The sequence below is a fragment of the Planomonospora alba genome (assembly GCF_039534085.1).
GTDB classification, from domain to species: Bacteria; Actinomycetota; Actinomycetes; order Streptosporangiales; family Streptosporangiaceae; genus Planomonospora_B; species Planomonospora_B alba.
In genome coordinates this window covers 180,928-201,041 of the sequence record NZ_BAAAUT010000002.1, presented here as the reverse complement: position 1 = coordinate 201,041, position 20,114 = coordinate 180,928, and the positions used below count along the sequence as shown (strand labels likewise).

The following is a 20,114-nucleotide window of genomic DNA, read 5'->3' as shown; positions in this document are numbered from 1 at the left end:
TTCAGGCCCAGGGTCCACTATTATGGGCGCAAGATCCTTTTTGTGGAAGGGCTGATGCGTTATCGCTTGCGCCTCCCGTGCAAGAAAGTCACAAGCTTTACTAGTTGGTCAAGTTCCTTCTGCCCGCGGGTGAACGAGGTGAGGTTCATCCCCGGCAGGGCGAAGCGCTGCCGGGAGACGCCCTTGGGGCGCGCGAACTCGCGCAGCCCGTCCGCGCCGTGGATGCGGCCGAAGCCGGAGTCGCCGATCCCTCCGAAGGGCAGGGCGGGCACGGAGGCGAAGGAGATGACCGAGTTGATCGCGGTCATCCCGGTGCGCATCCGGCGCGCGAGCTCCACGGCCCGCCGCGCGTTCCCCGAGAAGACCGTGCCGGCCAGGCCGTACGCGCTGGCGTTGGCCTTCTCCAGCGCCTCCTCCACGTCCGCCACGCGCTTGACCGTCACGGTCGGGCCGAAGGTCTCCTCGCGCACCGCGGGGGAGTCCTCCGGCACGTCCTCCACGATCACCGGGTCGACGTACGGCGCGCGCACCGACTCCGGCCCGCCCACCACGGCGCGGCCGCGCGCCACGGCGTCGTCGATGTGCCGCCGGATGACGTCCAGCTGCGCGGGCATCGTGATCGGGCCGTAGTCCTCGCCCGCCCTGACCGCGGCGGCCCGGCCGGTCAGCTCCCGCATGAAGGCGTCGTAGACCGCGTCGACCACGTAGACCCGCTCGACCCCCACGCAGGTCTGCCCGGCGTTGGACATCGCGCCCCACAGCGCCGCGTCCGCCGCCGCGCGCACGTCCGCGTCGGCGTCCACGATCAGCGCGTCCTTGCCGCCGCACTCGGCGACCATCGGTGTGAGGTTCTCCGCGCACGCCGCCATCACCCGCTTGGCGGTGGCCGTGGAGCCGGTGAAGGCGATCTTCTTGACGCCGGGGTCGCCCGCGAGCGCGGCGCCCGTCCCGCCCAGGCCGGTCACCGTGCGGAAGACCGGTTGCTCGGGCACGGACTCGGCGAACAGCTCGGCCAGCAGCACGCCCGTCCCCGGGGTGAGCTCGCTCGGCTTGAACACCACCGCGTTGCCCGCCGCCAGCGCGTAGGCGATCGAGCCCATCGGGGTGAACACCGGGTAGTTCCACGGCCCGATGACCCCCACGACGCCCAGCGGCAGGTACTCCAGCGTGGCGACGAGGTTGACGCCGACCAGCCCGGGCCGGACCCGGCGCGGCCCGAGCACCCGGCGGGCGTTGCGGGCCGCCCAGTCGAGGTGGGTGACGGCCAGGATCACCTCCAGGGTGGCGTCGGCCTCCGGCTTGCCGGTCTCCCGGTGGACCAGGCCGGCGATCCGGGAGAGGTTCCGCGTGACGACCGCCTTGTAGTCGAGCAGCCGGCGCCTGCGCTCGGCCCAGCCCAGCCCGGCCCACCACTGCGCGGCGCGCTCGGCACCGGCCACGGCCGCGCGTACGGCCGCCGCGTCGTGGATCGGGTGGGTCCCGACGACGGCCCCGGTGGCGGGGTCGAGGGAGTCGAAGGTGCGCTGTTCGGTCGCCGTGGACATCGCGGCCTCCTCGCGTGTGTGCGGCCTGTGCGGTGCGGGCCCGGCGGCGTGCGCCCGGGCGCGCCCGGGCGCCCGGGCGGGCGCGGCCGCCGGACGGGCGCGGTGCGCCCACCATAGACCGCGTCCGCCGCCGGGTAAACCATCACTTACACCGGGCCGCTCCCGGGCCGCTCACCTGGGGAGGATTCCCCGGTCCAGCGCCGTGGTCACCGCGGCGGTGCGGTCGGAGACGCCGAGCTTGCCGAAGATGCGCAGCAGGTGCGTCTTGACCGTGGTCTCGCCGATGAACAGCTCCCGGCCGATCTCCGCGTTCGTCAGGCCCCGCGCCACGAGGGAGAGCACCTCGGTCTCCCTGCGGGAGAGCGCCTCGGCGGCGGGCGCCCGCATCCGCGTCACCAGCCTGGTCGCCACCGACGGGGAGAGCACCGTCTCCCCCCGGGAGGCCGAGACGATCGCGGACAGCAGGTCGGCCCGGGAGGTGTCCTTGAGCAGGTATCCGGTGGCGCCCGCCTCGACGGCGCGCACGATGTCCTGGTCCGTCTCGTAGGTGGTCAGCACGATCACCCGGCTCTCCGGGCGGTCCGCGAGGATGCGGGAGATCGCGCCCACCCCGTCCCCGCCCGGCATGCGCAGGTCCATCAGGATCACGTCCGGCACCAGCTCCCGCGCCCGCACGACGGCCTCGTCCCCGGAGGCCGCCTCGCCCACCACGGTGATCCGCGGGTCCGACTCCAGCATGCCCCGCAGCCCTTCACGGACCACCGGGTGGTCATCGACGATCATCAGGCGCAGCACGCGTTCACGCTCCCTGCTCGGCGGGGACGGACCGGGCGGCGGGGACCGCGGCGGAGCCGTCCTCCTCCACCCCGGACCCCTGTGCTTCGGGCTCCTCCGTTCCGGGTCCCCGCGCCCCGTCCTCCTCCACCCCGTCCTCCTCCGCCCCGATGGGGACGGTGACCGAGAGCACGGTCCCTCCACCGGGCGCGCCGGTCAGGGTGAGGGTCCCGCCCACCTGCTCCACCCGGGCGCGCATGCCGCGCAGGCCGTACCCGCCGGCGGCCGCCGGATCGAGGCCGCGCCCGTCGTCGCGGACCTCCAGCGTCACCGTGCCCGGCCCGTAGGCCGCCGCGACCTCCACCCGGCTCGCCCCCGCGTGCCTGCGCACGTTCGCCAGCGCCTCCTGCGCGGCGCGGATCAGCACCACCTCGATGGGCGGAGGGAGCGGCCGGGAGGTCCCCCGGACGGCGCAGGACGCCTCGATCCCCGTCTCCTCGCCCAGCCGGGCGGTCAGCCGCCCGAGCGCCTCGTCCAGGGTGGAGCCCTGCAGGGGCGCCGGGCTGAGCGCGGCGATCAGCGCGCGGGCCTCGGCCAGGTTCTCCCGCGCGGTCCGTACGGCCAGCGCCAGGTGCCGGGCCGGGTCCGGCTGCGCCTGCGCGGCCTGGATCAGCATGATGATGCTGGTGAAGCCCTGGGCGAGGGTGTCGTGGATCTCGCCCGCCAGGCGCTCCCGCTCGGCCAGCGCACCGCGCTCGGCCGAGAGCCGGGCCACCTCGGCCCGCTGGGCCTCCAGCTCCGCGATGAGCGCCGCCCGCTCCTCGCTCTGGTCCATGATCCTCTCCAGCCACACGCCGAAGACCGCGGAGAAGAAGACCGTGATCAGAGTGACGGTGAGGAAGTTGAACGTGCCCGCCCAGCCGTCCTCGGAGAGGAGGAAGCGGCCGGCCGGGCCGAGGTTGAACACGACGACCACCGCGACCGCGGGCCGGGACGGGAGCACCATGAAGGCCTGCGGGCAGATCCCGAAGAGCGCGAACGTCGCGGTCGGGGCGATGAGGACCGCCGGAGTGAACAGCGCCGCGAGCAGCACGAGGTAGACGGCCCCACGCCGCCGGTCGTCGTCCGCGATCGCCGGCCGGCCGACCAGGAGATAGACCGGCAGGATCGCGGCCATGAGGCACGCGGCCAGGGCCCGGTGCGGGGTGAGCGGGCCCTCCAGCGCGATGGCCCCGGCCGGGATGAGCGTCGCGGCGCCGAGCATCAGCTCCCAGCCGAGCAGCGACTGCCAGGCGTGCGGGCCGGCCGGGTCGGCGGGCCGGCCCGGCCGCATCAGCGGGATGGGGATCCGCGCGGCCGGGCCGGCCGGTGGGACGCTCATCCGTCGCGCCGGCCCTTCCAGCGGAAGGTCGTCAGGCACAGCACCAGCCCTCCGACGACCCAGGCGCCCAGAACCAGGGCGACCCGGTCGAGTTCGTACGATCCGGTCGCCTCCAGTGTGGCACCGGCGTCACCCAGGAAGACCGAGCGGAAGCCCTGGCACATCCACTTGAGGGGGAAGAACGAGGCGATCCGGTCCAGCCAGTCGGGCAGGTCGGCGGTCGGGATGAACACCCCGGAGATGAACTGCAGCACCACGAACGGCATCGCGATCACCGCGCTGGCGCTCTTGCCCGACCGGGGCAGGCTGCTGACCGCGACGCCCAGCAGGGAGGCGCCGAGCACGCCGAGCACGAACACCCAGGCGAAGGTCAGCCAGTCGGAGAGCGCCGAGGGGAGCTCCAGTTCGAACATCGCCACCCCGATGGCCAGCAGGATCACGACCTGGACGGCGGAGACGAGCAGCGTGTTGAGCGCCTTGCCGGCGAAGTAGGCGGCCGGCGGCATCGGCGTGCCCGCCAGCCGCTTGAGCGTGCCGTCGTCGCGGTCCATCGCGATGCCGATGCCGAGGTTCTGGAAACCGGTCATGGTCGCCGAGCCGATGAGGCCGGCCACGTAGAGCTGCGAGACGTTGAGGCCGGTGCCCTCCAGTTCCTGCGAGAAGATCGACCCGAAGATCACCAGCAGGACGATCGGGAAGGAGAAGGTGAAGATCACCGCGTCCTTCTCCCGGAAGAACAGCCGGGTCTCGAACGCGGCCCGGGACAGCCCGACCCGGAACGCGGAGGGCGGTGCGGCGGGTGCGCGCGGGGGCGCGGGCCGGGCGGGGCGGGTGGCGGTCTGGCTCATCGGATCTCCTTGAAGCGTCGGGGACCTCCGCCCTCAGGCGTGGGGAGGAGGTCGGTCGGCCCTCCGCCGCCGGGACGCAGGCGTGCGCGCCGGGTGTGCCCGTGCGCCGGGGCCGCCCCCGCGGGGGCGGCCCCGGCCACCGGGGACGGGGAGGGTGGAGGGGGCGGAGGTCAGCCCTCGATCAGGCGGAGGTAGGTCTCCTCCAGGGACGGGCGGGTCACCGTCAGCTCCGGGATCTCGCCGCCGAAGCGGCGGCTCAGCTCCAGCACGGTCTCGGTGGGGTTGTCGGTCTCCACGGACCCGCCGGCCCAGCGGACCGTGGCGGCGGCGGTGGCCCGGCCGCCCAGGGTGGCGGGCTCGCCCTCGGCCACGATCCGCCCCTTGGCGATCACCGCCACCCGGTCGGCCAGCGCCTCGGCCTCGTCCAGGTAGTGGGTGGTCAGCACGATCGTGGTGCCCCGGTGGGCCAGCCCCCGGACCAGGTCCCAGAACCTCCGCCGGGCCTCGGGATCGAACCCGGTGGTCGGCTCGTCCAGGAAGAGCAGCTCGGGGCGGCCGATCACGCCGAGCGCCACGTCCACCCGGCGCCGCTGGCCGCCGGAGAGCTCCCGGATCCGCTTGCCGGCCTTGTCCGCCAGCCCGACCCGCTCGATCACCTCGTCGGGGTCCTCGGCGTCCGGGTAGAAGCCCGCGAAGTGCCGGACGGTCTCCCGCACCGTGGCCTCGGTCATGTCCCCGGCCGTCTGCAGCACCACGCCGACCCGGGAGCGCCACGCGCGGGTCGGCCGTCCCGGGTCCACCCCCAGCACGCTGACCTCGCCGGCGTCCCTGCGCCGGTAGCCCTCCAGGATCTCCACCGTGGTGGACTTCCCGGCCCCGTTGGGGCCGAGGATCGCGAACACCTCGCCCGCGTGGACGTCGAGGTCGATGCCCCCGACCGCCTGCACGTCGCCGTAGCGCTTGGCCAGGCCGCGCACCCGCACCGCTGTCGTCGTCATGCCTCAAGCCTCGCGCCGGCGGGGGTCCGGGGGTACCGACGGCCGGTGGAACCCCGTGTCCTCCGTTCGGTGGACACGCACCCGGTGGACACGCCGCTCCGCGGACGCGGCCCGGAGGGCACGGCGCCCCGGGGCGCCGGCCGGACGGCACGGCCGTACGGCCGGCGCTAGAACAGCGTGGGGTTCTCCGGCTCGATGCCGCGCAGCGCGTCGTAGTCCAGGGTCACGCAGGCGATGCCGCGGTCGGCGGCCAGCACGCGGGCCTGCGGCTTGATCTCCTGGGCGGCGAAGATCCCCCGGACCGGGGCCAGCAGCGGGTCGCGGTTGAGCAGCTCCAGATAGCGGGTGAGCTGCTCGACCCCGTCGATCTCGCCCCGTCGCTTGATCTCCACGGCCACGGTGGCGCCGCCGCCGTCGCGGCAGAGGATGTCCACCGGCCCGATCGCCGTCATGTACTCCCGGCGGATCAGCGTGTATCCCGGGCCGAGCGTGGTGATGTGCTCGGCCAGCAGCTCCTGCAGGTGGGCCTCGACCCCGTCCTTGATCAGCCCGGGGTCCACGCCCAGCTCGTGGCTGGAGTCGTGGAGGATCTCCTCCATGGTGAGGACGAGCTTCTCACCGGTCTTGCCGTGGGTCACCGTCCAGGTGCCGTCCTCCTCGCGGAGCCTGCACGGCGGGTTCATCCAGTTGAGCGGCTTGAACGCGCGGCCGTCTGAGTGGATCGACACGCTGCCGTCCGCCTTGAGGAGGATGAGCCGGGGCGCCATCGGGAGATGGGCGGTGAGCTTTCCCACGTAGTCCACGCTGCACCGAGCGATAACCAGCCGCATGGCCGACAACCCTACCGGCCGGGCGGGACCGGCCGCCCCGCGAAACCGGCGACCGCCCGGACGGCACGGCCCGCCGCCGCGGGACGCTCCGCGGCGGCGGGCCGTGCGCGCGCTGGTGCGGGATGGGCCGTGCGCGCGCTGGTGCGGGGCGCGGTCGCGTGCCGGCGCGCGACCGCGCCCCCCTCAGCGCACGGCCTCCGAGAACTTGACCCGCGCCCCCGTGCGGATGACCGCGCGCTCGTAGACGCGGGCGCCGACGGCGAGCATGGCCGCCGTCGCGGCGACCATCAGGGCCGCCGCCAGGCCGATCTCCCACAGCGGCACCTCGGTGCCGGCCGTGCGGACAGGCATGACCAGGGAGGAGAACGGCGGGACGAACGACATGACGCGGGCCACGGCGCTGCCGGGCTCCATGGTGGCGAAGAAGGCCACGAGGTAGGAGCCCATGAACAGCACCTGCATCGGGGTCAGGACGCTGCCCACCTCCTCCTGCCGGGAGACCAGCGAGCTCAGCGCCGCCGCCATCGTCGAGAAGAAGGCGTAGCCGAGCAGGAACCAGAGCACGATGCCGAGCATGATGCCGGTCATGCCCGGCGGCAGGTCGACGGCGAAGCCGGACGCCGCGGCGGCGCCGAGGCCGACCACGATGATCACCAGCAGGTTGGCCAGGGCGAGCAGGCCGAGGCCCGCGATCTTGCCGCCGAGCAGCTGCCAGGGGCGGATCGAGGTGAGCAGGATCTCCACGATCCGGCTGCCCTTCTCCTCGACCACGCCCATCGCGACGAACATGGCGGCCTGCATGAGCAGGAAGAACAGCACGATGATCACGGTGGTCGCGATGCCCGCGCGCGCGGCCGCGTAGCGGGTGTCGGCGCCGACGGAGACCTGCTCCAGCGGGGCCACCCGCATCGCCTCGGCGACCTCGGCGGGGTCCAGGCCCGCGGCGGCGAGCTGCCTCTGCGTCTGCGCCGTCTGGTGGGCGCTCTGCAGGATCACGTCCAGCTCCCGGTCCACCTCGCCGTCGGCCAGCACCTTCCGGTCGCCCACCACGGCCGCGTCCATCTCGCCGTCGAGGAGCGCCCCGCGGGCGGCGGCCTCGTCGGCGAGCGGCCGGACGGTGATCGCGGCGGCCTCGTCCTGCCCGGCCTCGGTGAGCGGCTTCACGGTGACCGCGGTGTCACCGGGGGTCCCGTCCTGGGTCCCGGTCAGCGCGGCCTGCAGGGCCGGGGAGCCGACGACGCCCACCGTGTAGGAGTCGGGGCCGTCGAAGGCCTTGGGCAGGAAGGCGAGCGCGCCGACCAGCAGCGCGCTCAGGGCGAGCCCGATGAGGTATCCCTTCGTGCGGCCGCGCGTGGCGATCTCCCGCCGCGCGACCAGCCACAGACCGCTCATGCCGCTCATGCCACCGCCTCCCTGAAGATCTCGGTGAGGGAGGGCCGCTCCCAGCCGAAGTGCTCGACGGTGCCCGCCGCCGCGGCGGCCCGCAGGATCTCCTGGCCGTCGCCGTCCACGCCGGCCACGAGCACCTCGTCCCCCTCGTCCGTCACCTCGCCGGGCAGGCCGGCCGCCCAGCCGGGGGCCGCGTCCCGGACGACCACCTTCAGCACGCCGCGTCCCTCCCGGGCCCGCAGCTCCTCCACGGTGCCGGTGGCCACCATGCGCCCGGCGGAGACGATGCCGACCGCGTCGCAGAGCCGCTCCACCAGGTCCAGCTGGTGGCTGGAGAACAGCACAGGGACGCCCGCGCGGCACCGCTCGGCGAGCACCTCGACCAGCGCGTCGACGGCGAGCGGGTCGAGGCCGGAGAAGGGCTCGTCCAGGACCAGCGCCTCGGGGTCGTGCACCAGCGCGACGGCGAGCTGGACCCGCTGCTGGTTGCCCAGGGAGAGCGACCCCACCTCGTCGCCCGCCCGCCCGGTGAGCGAGAGCCGTTCGAGCAGGTCCGCGGTGGCGCCGCGGGCGGCCGCCGCCGACAGGCCGTTGAGGCGGCCGAAGTACTCCACCTGCTCGGCGACCTTCATCTTCTGGTACAGGCCGCGCTCCTCCGGCATGTAGCCGAACCTCCGCCGGTCGGCGAAGGCCAGCGGCCCGCCGTTCCAGCGCACCTCGCCGGCGTCGGCCGTCAGCACGCCCATAAGGATGCGCATCGTGGTGGTCTTGCCGGCGCCGTTGGCCCCCACGAAGCCGAACATCTCGCCCGGCCGCACGGTGAAGGACACGCCCGCCAGCGCGGTCTTGTCGCCGTAGCGTTTGCGCAGGTCGTCAATCTCGATCATGGGGGGATCCCGTCATCAGTCGCTGGAGCACGGAAACGTAGGTGTCGAAGGCGCGGCGCCCGGAGTCGGTGAGCGAGAGCCGGGTGCGCGGGCGTTTGCCCACGAAGGACTTCTCCACCTCGACGTAGCCGGCCTCCTCCAGGGTGAGGATGTGTTTGGAGAGCAGGGAGTCGCTCACCTCGATCGTGTCGCGCAGGAAGCGGAACTCCGCCTTCTCCGCGGCGGCCAGCGCGGCCATGATCGAGAGCCGGACCGGGGCGTGGATGACGTCGTCCAGCTCGTGGCGGGGATGGGAGCCGCTCATCGCGGCGTCCTCAGGATCCGTCCTCCCGCGTAGAGCAGCGGGAGACCTGTGGCCGCCGCCAGTGCGGCCGCCGAAGCGGTCCGGCCGCCGCCGGGCTCTCCGGGCCGGAGGAAGACCGCGGCCGGCAGCGCGGCCGTGGTCATGCCGAGATAGGCCAGGTGCACGACGCCCCCGGCTCTGGTGGCCCAGGCGATCGCGCGGTCCCGCGCACCGAGCCTCCCGTGGTGTCTGGCGGACATCCCCACCAGGGGCCCCCGCGGGATCGCCGCCGAGAACTGGAGCCGGCGCGGTCCCAGCAGGACGGCCGCCCGGTAGGCGGCCGTCGCGGCTCCGGCGAGGAGATGGACCAGCCCGGCCTTCCCCGCCGACCGCCGCACCCGCCGCTCGAAGTCGCCGATCCGCCGGAGCGCCTCCTCGGCGGTGAACTCGTCTTCCACTTTTCCTCCCTTGCTCATCTATTCAAACCGTATCTATTATTCAACTATCATTCAAGTAGTTTCCGGGGACCGGATTTTGGGCCGGGCGGTACGTCTCTGGGAGACTGGGCGGGTACGGGGCGCCGGGCCCCGCCAGGACATACGCGCCGGTGAGATGAGGAGAGGGATGGCGAACACCTTTGAGACGGTCGGCGTGGTCGGCCTCGGCACGATGGGCGCGGGGATCGCCGAGGTGTTCGCCCGTGCCGGGATCGCGGTCGTCGGGGTGGAGGCCGACCCCGCGGCGCTGGAGCGCGGCCGGGGCCACCTGGAGGGCTCCACGGGCAAGGCGCTGGCGCGGGGCAGGCTCACCGAGGCCGAGCGGGACGGGATCCTCGGCCGGGTGACCCTCACCACCTCCCTGGGCGATCTGGCGGACTGCGACCTGGTCGTCGAGGCCGTCCCCGAGATCATGGACGTCAAGCGGTCCCTCTTCACCGAACTGGACCGGATCTGCAAGCCGTCCGCGGTGCTCGCCACCAACACCTCCTCGCTCCCGGTCACCGCGATCGCGGCCACCACCTCCCGGCCCGGCCGGGTGGTGGGCATGCACTTCTTCAACCCGGCGCCGGTCATGAAGCTGGTCGAGGTGGTCCGCACGGTGACCACCGAGGACGGGCTGGCCGACGACGTCGCGGCCCTCGCCCGCAGGCTCGGCAAGACCCCCGTGACCGTCGGCGACCGCGCCGGGTTCGTGGTGAACCGGCTGCTCCTGCCGTACCTCAACCACGCGGCCGTCCTGCTGGAGAGCGGCCTGGCCACCCGCGACGGCATCGACACCGCGATGCGGCTCGGTGCGGGCTTCCCGATGGGCCCCCTCACCCTGCTCGACCTGATCGGCCTCGACACCTCCTACGAGATCTGCGAGGCCCTGTTCGCGGAGAGCCGCGAGCGCCGCCACGCCCCGGCCCCGCTCCTGCGCGAGCTCGTCGCCGCCGGGCTGCTCGGCCGCAAGTCCGGACGGGGCTTCTACGGCGAGGAGGCGCCCTCGACGCCCTCCTCCGAGGAGAAGCCGTCGGTGAGCACCGTCGCGGTCGTCGGCGAGGAGACCGAGGCCGGGGGGTTCGCCGACCGGCTGGCGGCCGCGGGGTTCAAGACCGCGGGGCCGGAGGAGGCCGAGCTGGTCGTCGCCCTCTCCCGCACCCCGGTGGCGCGCCGGGCCGTACGGCTGGCGCACCCGGACCGCCTCGTCGGCCTGAACCTGGTCGGGGAGCAGGTCGCCGAGGTCGCCTCCACCGTGCTGACCTCGCCCGGCGCCGAGCAGGTGGCCGCGGGCCTGGTGCGCATCCTCGGCCGGACCCCCGTGGTGTGCAGGGACCGGGCCGGGTTCGTGGTCGGGGCCCTCCTCTACCCCCACCTGAACGACGCCGTGCGGATGCACGAGTCCGGCTACGCCTCGGTGGAGCAGATCGACACGGCCATGCGGCTCGGCTGCGGCTACCCCGCCGGGCCGTTCGAGATGCTCGACCGGCTGGGCCTGGAGACCGTCCGCGACGGCCTGCGCGACCTCTACGCCGAATACCGCGACCCCTCGCTGTCCCCCGCGCCGCTGCTGGAGCGGCTCGTCACGGCCGGCGTGCGGAGCATCCGCGACCTGCCGTCATGAGCCCGCGCAGATCACGGCGGATGGACCCCTTCGACCGGGGCGGGAACCGGGGCTCCACCCGGCCGATCGGGCACTCCGTGTCCGGCGTCGACCAGATCGAGGAATGGCCGGACGGGGACTGGCACGTGCGCCGGGTCACCGGCCCGGGCGCCGGGAAGGTCTACCGGTGCCCCGGATGCGACCAGGAGATCGCCCCCGGGCTGCCGCACCTGGTGAGCTGGCCCGCCTGGCGGGGCGGCGAGGACGAGCGCAGGCACTGGCACACCGCCTGCTGGCGCAACCGGAGCAGGCGCGGCCCCGGCCGGACCCGTTACTGAGCGCCGTCACAGAAAGGCCGCCGGGCCGGCGGCCCGGCCCGGCGGCCGACCAGGAGAAGGAGAAGGATGGAGATCCGGGCCTCTACGGTCCTGCCCGCGCGGCGCGAGCCGATCGAGCTGCACACCGGTGACGGGCTGACCCTCGTCGGAGAGCTGGCCCTGCCGGCGGAGCGCCCTGCGGTGGCCACGCTGGTCTGCCTGCATCCGCTGCCCACGCACGGCGGCATGATGGACAGCCACGTCTACAAGAAGGCCGCCAACCGGCTGCCCGCCCTCGCCGACCTGGCGGTGCTGCGCTTCAACACCCGCGGCACCACCTCCGAGCGGGGCACCTCCGAGGGGTCCTTCGACGGCGGGGAGGGCGAGCGGTTCGACGTCGCCGCCGCCCTGGAGTACGCCGAGTTCCACGACCTGCCCCGGCCCTGGCTGGTCGGCTGGTCCTTCGGCACGGAGCTGGCGCTCCGGTGGGGCCACGACCCTCTGGTCCAGGGCGCGATCCTGCTCTCGCCGCCGCTGCGCCGGGCCGGGGACGCCGACCTCGACGCGTGGGCGGCGTTCGGCCGCCCGCTGGTCGCCCTGGTCCCGGAGTTCGACGACTACCTGCGGCCGGACGAGGCGCGCGAGCGCTTCGCCCGGGTCCCGCAGGCGGAGGTCGTCGGCGTGGAGGGGGCCAAGCACCTGTGGGTCGGTGAGCCGTACGTGCGGATCGTGCTGAACGAGATCGTCCGCCGGGTGAACCCCGCAGCCCACCCCCTGCCCACCGAGCTCCCCCAGGCATGAGGCGCCCGCGGGCGGGGGGGCGCGCCCCCGCCCGCGTTCCCGCGTTCCCGTCGGTCCCGCGCTCCCGCCCGGCAGGTTCCGTCGGGCCGCTGGCTCCGTCCGGTCGCGCGGGACCGGATCGGTGACACGTCGGGCGCCGAGGGATGTCAGATCGGCGGTCCCGGATTACGGTGGACGGCGTGCGCCTGTACACCCGATCGGCGGGCGAGGGACTTCCGGTCGTCCTTCTCCACGCGTTCCCGATGTCATCGACGATGTGGCTGGCCCAGCGTGAGGGCCTCGCCTCGATCTGCAAGGTGATCACTCCGGACCTGCGCGGCTTCGGCGGCTCGCGGCTCGGCGACGACGAGCCCTCGATCGACGTGATGGCCGACGACGTCGCGCGCCTCCTCGACGAGGAGGGCGTCGACCGGGCCGTCGTCGGCGGCCAGTCCATGGGCGGCTACGTCACCATGGCCCTGTGCCGGCGCCATCCCGACCGGGTCCTGGGGGTGGTCCTCGCCGACACCAAGGCGACCGCCGACCCCGAGGCGGCCAGGGCCAACCGCGAGCGCATCGCCGCCGCCGTCCTCGACCGCGGCCCCTCGGTCCTGGTGGAGGAGGTGCTGCCCGGACTGGTCGGGTCCACCACCAGGCAGCGCCGGGCGATGGTCTTCGGCCGGATCCGGGGCCTGGTCCAGGCGGCCCCGCCCGGCGCCGCCGCCTGGGCCCAGCGGGCCATGGCGTCCCGCCCCGACTCCTTCGAGACCCTGCGCGGCCTCAAGGCGCCGGCCCTGGTGATCGTGGGGGAGGAGGACGAGCTCTCCCCGCTCTCCGACGCGGAGGCGATGGTCGAGGCGGTGCCCGACGGCCGCCTGACGGTGATCGAGAAGGCCGGCCACCTGAGCGCGATCGAGCAGCCCGAGGCCTTCAACCGCGCGGTGACCGAGTTCCTCAAGGAGCGCGTCCTCTGACTCCCGGGCGCCCCGCGGTGTTCCCCGGGCGTCCTGCGGCGTCTCCTGGCACGCCCGCCGGGCGCGGTCCCCCCCGCGGGCGGTGCGCGTGCCGTACGGCACGGCGGAGACCTGAGCCGTACGGCAGGCGGAGACGGAGAGAGCCCGGCGACCCGCGAAGGGTGCCGGGCTCTCTGCGTGGTAGCCGTCGTCAGCGCCTCAGGGGCGGGGTGGTCCTACTCCTGCCACCACTCCGCGTCGTCCTCGGTCTTGTCGGCCTTGGCGGGAGCCGCCGGGACCGGCCTGTCGGCGGCACCGTTGGCGGGGGCGGCGATGGCCGGCTTCGGCGGGGCCGCGGTGACCGCGGGCTCCGGGTCGGCGGCCGGGAGCGGCGCGCCACCGAGCAGCTGGCGGAGCTGCGCCAGGTGGCTGGTGATGCTGTCGCGCTGGCGGGTCAGCTCGTCGACCTGGCGCTGGGCGACCGAGCGGCTCCGCTCGGCCTCGGCCTTGGCCTCGGAGACGATCGTCTCGGCGCTGGCCTTGGCCTCGGAGACGATCTGGTCGGCGTTCTTGCGGGCGTTGGCCAGCAGCTGCTTGGCGTGGGTGTCGGCCTCGCGGCGGGTCTGCTCGGCCTGCTGGGTGGCCTTGGTGGCCCGCTGCTCGGCGGTGGCCGCCCGCTGCTCGGCCTCGGCGACCAGCTTCTGGGTGGCGGCCTGCGCGGTGGCGTGGCGCTCGGCCTCCTGGCGCTCGGCCTCCTCGCGGCGGGCGGCGAGCTGGATCTCGAACTCGGCCTCGTCCTGGGCGCGCTTGGCCTCGGACTCCTCCAGGACCCGCTGGGCCTGGGCGCGCATCTCGTCGGCCTGGCGCTTGGCCGTGGTGAGGATCTCGTCGCGCTCGCGCTTGGTCGAGGCGCGCAGCTGGGCGACCTCGCGCTCGGTGGTGGTGCGGAGCTTGGCGATCTCCCGCTCGGCGTCGGCGCGCTTCTCGGCGACCTCGTGGTCGGCGGTGGCCCGCAGCTTGGCGACCTCGCGCTCGGTGGTGGAGGTGAGCTCGTCGGCCTCGCGGCGGGCGGTCGAGCGGATCTCCTCGGCCTCGCGCTCGGCGGTGCTGCGCATGTCGTCGGCCTCGCGGGTGGCCAGGGCCCGCTTCTCGGCCGCCTCGTTCTCCGCGGCGGCGCGCATGTCCGCGGCCTCGACCTTGGCCGCGGCCTTGATCTCGTTGGCCTCGGCCCGGGCGGCCTGGACGAGCTCGGTGGCCTGCTCCTCGGCGAGGCGGAGCAGCTGCTCGATCCGGGCACCGAGGCCGGAGTAGGTCGGGCGCTCCTGCTCCTGCAGCTGCCGCTGGGAGTCGGCCAGGTCCCGCTGCAGGCTCTGGATCTGCTCGCGGGCCTGCCGCAACTCCCCGTCGAGCTGCTTCAGGTGCTCGTGGACCTGGTGCCGGTCAAAGCCCCGGAGCACCACGTCGAATTCCCGGGTGGGGGAGTCCTCGAAGAAGTTGTTGAGCTGGGCGTCGATGTCGGACTGCATGGAGGCTCGATCCTGGGTTGTCGAGACGGCTACACGGGCCGGACGGGGGGTTCGGGCATCCGAGGCGGGAGCCGTGGCGGGATCCACGTCCGGTGGTACGCCAGCGTACTCCGCCGCTGCCGCGTTGGCCTCCTCCTCCGACTATCTGCGCGACTTGTTACGTATGAGCGTTTCTTGCGTTCGGCATGATCAGGACCGCCGCGGCGGCGCCTGGACGAGCTCGGTGAGCATGCCGCCGACGTCCTTGGGGTGGAGGAAGGCGATGGAGGAGCCCATCGAGCCGTGCCGGGGCTTGTCGTCCAGGAGGCGGACGCCCCTGCCGCCGATCGTCCCGAGCGCCTCCTCCACGTCCGGGACGCCGAAGGCGACGTGGTGCACCCCCTCGCCGCGCTTGGCGAGGAAGCGCCCCACCGGGGTGTCGGGGCCGAGCGGCTCCAGCAGCTGGATGTAGGAGCCGCCGCCGTCGCCGTCGGCGATGTGCAGCATCGCCTCCTTGACGCCCTGCTCCTCGTTGACCTCCCTGGCCACCACGGTCAGCTCGAAGACGCGCTCGAAGAAAGCGATCTTCTCCTCCAGGTCGTGGCAGGCGATTCCCACATGGTCGATGCGCATGAACATAGGACCATCCTCCATGGCGGTCGTGCGTGTACCCATGGGTATCGTGGCAAACGCGCCGTGTCCTCCGCGAGGGCGCGCCGGTGAGCGGGACCGGGGCGACGAGGCCCCGGATCCGAGGGAAGGGCACCGGCCGCCGTCCGGCCGCGGCGCGCAGCGCTGCCATCGACACAGGGAGGCCCCTCCATGCCCGGTTCCGTCATCGTCGCCGGAGCTCGTACCCCCATCGGCCGGCTTCTCGGCTCGCTGTCCGGCCTGTCGGCCGCCGAACTCGGCGGCATCGCCATCAAGGCCGCGCTGGAGCGCTCCGGCGTCGCCCCCGAGGCCGTGCAGTACGTGATCATGGGCCAGGTGCTCCAGGCCGGCGCGGGCCAGATCCCCTCCCGCCAGGCGGCGGTGAAGGCCGGGATCCCGATGACCGTGCCGTCGCTGACGATCAACAAGGTCTGCCTCTCCGGCATGGACGCGATCGCCCTCGCCGACCAGCTCATCCGGGCCGGCGAGTTCGACATCGTGGTGGCGGGCGGCATGGAGTCGATGTCGAACGCCCCGCACCTGCTGCCCGGCCTGCGCAGGGGCGTCAAGTACGGCGACGCCGGCATCGTGGACTCGATGGCGCACGACGGCCTCACCGACGCCTACGACCAGGTGTCCATGGGCGAGTCCACCGAGCGGCACAACGCCCGCCTGGGCCTGACCCGTGAGGAGCAGGACGCCTTCTCCGCCCGCTCCCACCAGCTCGCCGCCGCCGCGATCAAGAACGGCGTCTTCGACGACGAGATCGTCCCGGTCGAGATCCCGCAGCGCAGGGGCGAGCCGGTGCTCTTCTCCGCCGACGAGGGCGTGCGCGGCGACACCACCGTCGAGACCCTGGCCAAGCTCCGCCCGGCGTTCGCCCCCGACGGCACGATCACCGCGGGCTCCGCCTCGCAGATCTCCGACGGCGCCTGCGCCGTGGTGGTGATGTCCAAGGCCAAGGCCGAGGAGCTCGGCCTGCCCTGGCTGGCCGAGATCGGCGCCCACGGCAACGTGGCCGGGCCGGACAACTCGCTGCAGTCGCAGCCGGCCAACGCGATCAAGCACGCCCTCGGCAAGCAGGGGCTGACGGTCGGCGACCTCGACCTGCTGGAGATCAACGAGGCCTTCGCCCAGGTCGTCCTCCAGTCGACCAAGGAGCTCGGCGTCCCCCTCGACAAGGTCAACGTCAACGGCGGCGGCATCGCCCTCGGCCACCCGATCGGCGCCTCCGGCGCCCGCATCGTCCTGACCCTCGCCCACGAGCTCAGGCGCCGGGGCGGCGGGCTCGGCGCGGCGGGCCTGTGCGGCGGCGGCGGCCAGGGCGACGCGCTGATCATCCGCGTTCCCTCCGCGTGACGCCCGAGGCCCGGGGCCCCGCGGCGGGGCCCCGCGGCGCCCGCCAGTCCGAACGCGACGATCCGGTGGATGGAGACGGAATGGACCTGGACCTCCTGGTCGAGGGAGTGCGTCAGGGGCGGCCCCGGGCGGTGGCCCGGCTGATCACCATGGTGGAGAACGGCTCGCCGCTGCTGCGGGAGATCTCCGCCGAGCTCGTGAGGCTCTGCGCCGACCGGCCGGAGCGGGCCCGGATCATCGGGCTCACCGGCTCGCCGGGGGTGGGCAAGTCCACCTCCACCGCGATGCTGGTCCGGACGTTCCGCGAGCGCGGGGCGAAGGTCGGGGTGCTGGCGGTGGACCCGTCCTCGCCGTTCACCGGCGGGGCGCTGCTGGGCGACCGGGTGCGGATGCAGGACCACGCCACCGACTCCGGCGTGTTCATCCGCTCCATGGCCAGCCGCGGGCACCTGGGCGGCCTGGCCTGGGCGGCCCCGCAGGCGCTGCGCGTGCTGGAGGCCGCGGGCTGCGAGGTCATCCTCGTCGAGACCGTGGGCGTCGGCCAGGCCGAGGTCGACATCGCCTCCCTGGCCGACAGCACCGTCGTCCTGCTCGCCCCGGGCATGGGCGACGGCGTCCAGGCCGCCAAGGCGGGCATCCTGGAGATCGCCGACGTGTTCGTGGTGAACAAGGCCGACCGCGACGGGGCCCAGGCGGTGGTCCGCGAGCTGCGCAACATGCTCGCCCTGACCGAGCGCGACTGGCGCCCGCCGATCGTGCCGACGGTGGCGGCCCGGGGCGAGGGCGGCGAGGACGTGGCCGACGCCCTGGACGCGCACCTGGCGCACCTGCGGGGGTCGGGGGAGCTGGAGCGCCGCCGCCGGGCCAGGGCGCGCGACGAGATCGAGGCCATCGCCCTGGCCGCGCTGCGCTCCCGGTTCGCCCACCTGCACGGCGACAGCCGCCTGGACGCGCTCGCCGCGCGGGTCCTGGCCGCCGAGACCGACCCCTACGGCGCGGCCGACGAGCTGCTGGCCTCGCTCACCTGACCGCCGGGCCCGCCGTAGGGCCCGGCCGGGGCGATCCCGGGCGCGCGCCGGCCGGAGAGGCGGGCGCGCGCCCGGGCGGGTGCCCCCGGGGCGAGCCGCCCGGCGGGCCGGTTCAGGGGCCGTCGGAGAACTCCACGGTCACCTTGTCGAAGCCGAGACCGGTCAGCATGCCCGTCAGCATCGCCTTGGTGTTCTGGTCGGCGCGGTCGCGCAGGTCGCTCGCGAGGGCGGCCTCGGCGATCTTCTTCTCGGCCAGCGTGTAGAGCTCCCGCTGGTCGGCCGGGGAGGAGGACAGCAGGTCCCCGACCCGGTCGAAGAGGCCGCGCTGCTGGTCGTAGACGTAGGAGCGCCGGTTGTCGAGGTTGGGCTTCTCCAGCTGGGCGCGCGGGAGCCGCACCGTGACCGCGGTGCGGTCGGGGGAGACGGTGAGCGCGCCGGAGGACAGCCCCGAGAAGTCGACGTAGGCGTCGACGCCTCCCGCGCCGACGAAGAGGGTCCGGGTGCCCTTGATGGCGTCGGGCAGGAAGGCGGCGTCCTTCTCCAGGTCGACGATGACCTGGAAGTTCCCGGTGGCCGCCTCGAAGCGGCTGAGGTCGTGGATGGACTGCAGCAGGACGGGCTGGCTGCGGTCGACCGTGTCCTCGCCGAAGGGGTTCAGCCACGACCAGGTGAGCCGGGCCCCCACGACCAGCAGGACCACGGCGACGAGGAGCCCGGCCAGGAGGCGCAGGCGACGCCGGCGGGGCGCGGCCGGGGCGGCCTCGGCAGGCGCTTGCGGGGGAGCGTTCACGGCGGTCTTCTTCCCTCGGGAGCCGCTTTCTCACCCCCGACCCTATGCCGATCCCGCCGGGGGCGCGCTCCGCGACCGCTCCCTCAGGGGCGTGCCCCGTGCCCGGGGGCCTGGCCGCGGGCTCCGCCGTCCCGCCGCTCCGCCCGGGGGCCCTGCTCCCGCCCGGCGCCGTCCCGGTGCCCGCGCGGCTCGTCCCCCACGCGCCGGCGCGGCTGCCCGGCGGAGCCGGGGCCGGGAGGGACGGCCGGGCGGGCGAAGCGCACGTCCTCGGGGGCCTCGGGCGCCTGCTGGAGCCGCTCGGCGCGGGGCGACCTGTCGAGCCGGTCGCCGGCGGCCCGGTCGTCCGGTCCGCCCGCGCCCTCGTCCCGCCCGCCGTCCGCCGGCCGGTCCGTCCTGGCGTGCCGCGGTTCCCGGCGGGTGTCGCGGGTGTCCTGGGGCGAGCCCTGGGGCTGCTCGCCCGGGGTCGCCTGGGCGCCGAAGTGCGTGCTCTGCAGCCGGCAGCCGGTGAAGTCGGCGTAGTGGAGGCGGAGCCAGCCGCGCCGCTGGCTCTCGGTCAGGCCGGAGAACCACGCGGCGGCGTACTGGTGCTCGGGCAGCGGGCCGCCGGGCAGCGGTTCGCCGCGCAGCCAGGCGGTCACGATGTCGCGGTATCCGTCGGCGGGGGTGCCGTCGCACTCCTTGGCCAGGCTCTCCACGAACTCGTCGGCCGCGCGGTCGGCGAACCCGGCGGACAGGTCGTCGACGTGGACCGGGACCACGCCCGGCGGGAGGACGACGTTGTCGCGCCGGGGGCGCTGCTCGACCCGGGAGAACTCGCCCGGCGTGCCGGCCAGCCGGGAGGCGATCTTGACGAACGCCGCGCCGAGCTCGTCCAGCCCCGTGCGCATCCCCGGGTGCACGCAGACCATGATCGGCCACTCCTGGCAGCTGTAGACCACCCGCTGGACCGTGACCTGCCGCGGCTCGCCGAGCAGCCGGGCGACGCCGGTGCCCGCGGCCAGCACGGCGAGCAGCGCGGCGGCCAGCACGAGGGCCTGGCGGGTCACGACGGCGGCCCAGCCCAGCAGGAGCGCGGCGCTGACGCCCAGCAGCCAGAGCGTCTGGTCGGTGAAGGCCGCCGCGCTCAGCCCCTGGAAGAGGTCGTACGGCTCCCGCGTGGTGGGGGCGAGCCGGTCGGCCCAGGTCGAGCCGTCGGCCAGCCAGCTGAACAGGCCGTAGCAGCCGAGCCCGGCGAACACCGGGGTGATCGTCCAGGGCAGCAGCCAGCCGGTCACCCAGCCGATGGTGACGTACAGCGCCAGCCCGGACACGCCCATGATCAGGCCGCTGGGCAGCAGCCGCCCCGCCTGCTCGCTGAGCATGATCTTCACCGCGAGCACCAGCACCGTGGCGGTGTAGGAGCCCATGACGACCACCAGGATCGCCAGCGGCGCGCGGACCGCCTGCCATGTCGTCAGCGACCTGTCGCCCGTCGCGCGCCGTCTGCGCACCGCCACCCAGGCGGCGAACGCGGCGGCGACCGGCCCGGTGATCTTCAGGGAGCCGATGAGGGCGACGACGATGTTCTCCCAGGCGCTGACACCGGGAATGAGGACGCTCCACGCCGCGACTACGCCGAGCACGAGCAGGACGGCGACCGCCACCAACGCGCTCTGCTGGAGTTCCTCGCGTGAAACGCCCCTGTGCTCACGCACCGGCCGGCGCGGGCCGGGCCC

20 protein-coding genes are annotated in these 20,114 nt (G+C 74.3%); 6 read left to right on the top strand and 14 right to left on the bottom strand.

The genetic code is table 11. The annotated features are described in order from the left end of the window. Nucleotides 1-59: 59 nt before the first annotated feature. From ABD823_RS01995 to ABD823_RS01950, 10 genes are all read right to left on the bottom strand, one after another. Nucleotides 60-1,544 carry an aldehyde dehydrogenase family protein gene (locus tag ABD823_RS01995; protein WP_344855206.1) on the bottom strand — a complete coding sequence of 495 codons (1,485 nt, stop codon included), beginning with the start codon at nucleotides 1,542-1,544 and terminating at the stop codon, nucleotides 60-62. Nucleotides 1,545-1,715: 171 nt separating this feature from the next. Then, nucleotides 1,716-2,339: a response regulator gene (locus ABD823_RS01990; protein WP_344855204.1), complete on the bottom strand. Its 624-nt coding sequence runs from the start codon at nucleotides 2,337-2,339 to the stop codon at nucleotides 1,716-1,718. Between the two features lie 4 nt (nucleotides 2,340-2,343). Beyond that, complete coding sequence (locus tag ABD823_RS01985) at nucleotides 2,344-3,699, bottom strand: sensor histidine kinase (protein ID WP_344855202.1); 1,356 nt, start codon at nucleotides 3,697-3,699, stop codon at nucleotides 2,344-2,346. After that, nucleotides 3,696-4,547 carry an ABC transporter permease gene (locus ABD823_RS01980; protein ID WP_344855200.1) on the bottom strand — a complete coding sequence of 284 codons (852 nt, stop codon included), beginning with the start codon at nucleotides 4,545-4,547 and terminating at the stop codon, nucleotides 3,696-3,698. Before ABD823_RS01980 ends, ABD823_RS01985 begins: the two co-directional genes overlap by 4 nt. A 170-nt stretch (nucleotides 4,548-4,717) precedes the next feature. Then, nucleotides 4,718-5,545: an ABC transporter ATP-binding protein gene (locus ABD823_RS01975; protein WP_344855198.1), complete on the bottom strand. Its 828-nt coding sequence runs from the start codon at nucleotides 5,543-5,545 to the stop codon at nucleotides 4,718-4,720. 167 nt (nucleotides 5,546-5,712) lie between these two features. Further along, a complete protein-coding gene (gene nucS, locus ABD823_RS01970; RefSeq protein ID WP_344855196.1) occupies nucleotides 5,713-6,375 on the bottom strand; it encodes an endonuclease NucS in 663 nt (220 codons plus the stop codon). A 183-nt stretch (nucleotides 6,376-6,558) separates the two neighbouring features. Beyond that, nucleotides 6,559-7,776: an ABC transporter permease gene (locus ABD823_RS01965; protein WP_344855194.1), complete on the bottom strand. Its 1,218-nt coding sequence runs from the start codon at nucleotides 7,774-7,776 to the stop codon at nucleotides 6,559-6,561. Continuing rightward, on the bottom strand, nucleotides 7,773-8,651 hold the full coding sequence (locus ABD823_RS01960) for an ABC transporter ATP-binding protein (protein ID WP_344855192.1): 879 nt from the start codon (nucleotides 8,649-8,651) through the stop codon (nucleotides 7,773-7,775). Before ABD823_RS01960 ends, ABD823_RS01965 begins: the two co-directional genes overlap by 4 nt. After that, nucleotides 8,638-8,955 carry a winged helix-turn-helix domain-containing protein gene (locus tag ABD823_RS01955; protein WP_344855190.1) on the bottom strand — a complete coding sequence of 106 codons (318 nt, stop codon included), beginning with the start codon at nucleotides 8,953-8,955 and terminating at the stop codon, nucleotides 8,638-8,640. The genes ABD823_RS01960 and ABD823_RS01955 overlap by 14 nt, the downstream gene beginning before the upstream one ends. Then, the gene (locus ABD823_RS01950; RefSeq protein ID WP_344855188.1) at nucleotides 8,952-9,392 is read right to left on the bottom strand and encodes a hypothetical protein; all 441 of its coding nucleotides are present in this window, start codon (nucleotides 9,390-9,392) and stop codon (nucleotides 8,952-8,954) included. Before ABD823_RS01950 ends, ABD823_RS01955 begins: the two co-directional genes overlap by 4 nt. A 166-nt stretch (nucleotides 9,393-9,558) precedes the next feature. Here ABD823_RS01950 and ABD823_RS01945 point away from each other — a divergent pair, with 166 nt between their 5' ends. The 4 genes from ABD823_RS01945 to ABD823_RS01930 all read left to right on the top strand — a co-directional run bounded on the left by ABD823_RS01945 (nucleotide 9,559) and on the right by ABD823_RS01930 (nucleotide 13,087). Continuing rightward, entirely contained in the window at nucleotides 9,559-11,037 is a 1,479-nt protein-coding gene (locus ABD823_RS01945) for a 3-hydroxyacyl-CoA dehydrogenase family protein (RefSeq protein ID WP_344855185.1), read from the top strand. Between the two features lie 20 nt (nucleotides 11,038-11,057). Continuing rightward, nucleotides 11,058-11,354 (top strand): ATP/GTP-binding protein, encoded by a 297-nt coding sequence (locus ABD823_RS01940; RefSeq protein ID WP_344855183.1) that lies wholly within the window; start codon nucleotides 11,058-11,060, stop codon nucleotides 11,352-11,354. Nucleotides 11,355-11,420: 66 nt separating this feature from the next. Beyond that, complete coding sequence (locus ABD823_RS01935) at nucleotides 11,421-12,134, top strand: alpha/beta hydrolase (protein ID WP_344855181.1); 714 nt, start codon at nucleotides 11,421-11,423, stop codon at nucleotides 12,132-12,134. A 143-nt stretch (nucleotides 12,135-12,277) separates the two neighbouring features. Next, nucleotides 12,278-13,087 (top strand): alpha/beta fold hydrolase, encoded by an 810-nt coding sequence (locus tag ABD823_RS01930; RefSeq protein WP_344855179.1) that lies wholly within the window; start codon nucleotides 12,278-12,280, stop codon nucleotides 13,085-13,087. Between the two features lie 215 nt (nucleotides 13,088-13,302). Here the strand turns inward: ABD823_RS01930 and ABD823_RS01925 are convergent, their stop codons facing one another. Next, on the bottom strand, nucleotides 13,303-14,592 hold the full coding sequence (locus ABD823_RS01925; RefSeq protein WP_344855177.1) for a DivIVA domain-containing protein: 1,290 nt from the start codon (nucleotides 14,590-14,592) through the stop codon (nucleotides 13,303-13,305). Between the two features lie 189 nt (nucleotides 14,593-14,781). Next, nucleotides 14,782-15,210, bottom strand: coding sequence for a methylmalonyl-CoA epimerase (mce, locus tag ABD823_RS01920; RefSeq protein ID WP_344855175.1), 429 nt, complete (start codon nucleotides 15,208-15,210; stop codon nucleotides 14,782-14,784). Nucleotides 15,211-15,393: 183 nt separating this feature from the next. On the opposite strand from mce, the gene ABD823_RS01915 reads away from it, so the two are divergent. Beyond that, nucleotides 15,394-16,581: an acetyl-CoA C-acetyltransferase gene (locus tag ABD823_RS01915; RefSeq protein ID WP_344855173.1), complete on the top strand. Its 1,188-nt coding sequence runs from the start codon at nucleotides 15,394-15,396 to the stop codon at nucleotides 16,579-16,581. An 80-nt stretch (nucleotides 16,582-16,661) separates the two neighbouring features. Beyond that, nucleotides 16,662-17,609, top strand: coding sequence for a methylmalonyl Co-A mutase-associated GTPase MeaB (gene meaB / locus ABD823_RS01910; RefSeq protein ID WP_344855171.1), 948 nt, complete (start codon nucleotides 16,662-16,664; stop codon nucleotides 17,607-17,609). Between the two features lie 112 nt (nucleotides 17,610-17,721). Here meaB and ABD823_RS01905 read toward each other — a convergent pair whose 3' ends face one another. Then, complete coding sequence (locus tag ABD823_RS01905; RefSeq protein ID WP_344855168.1) at nucleotides 17,722-18,399, bottom strand: DUF4230 domain-containing protein; 678 nt, start codon at nucleotides 18,397-18,399, stop codon at nucleotides 17,722-17,724. 83 nt (nucleotides 18,400-18,482) lie between these two features. After that, the gene (locus tag ABD823_RS01900) at nucleotides 18,483-20,093 is read right to left on the bottom strand and encodes a hypothetical protein (protein WP_344855166.1); all 1,611 of its coding nucleotides are present in this window, start codon (nucleotides 20,091-20,093) and stop codon (nucleotides 18,483-18,485) included. Nucleotides 20,094-20,114: the final 21 nt, after the last annotated feature.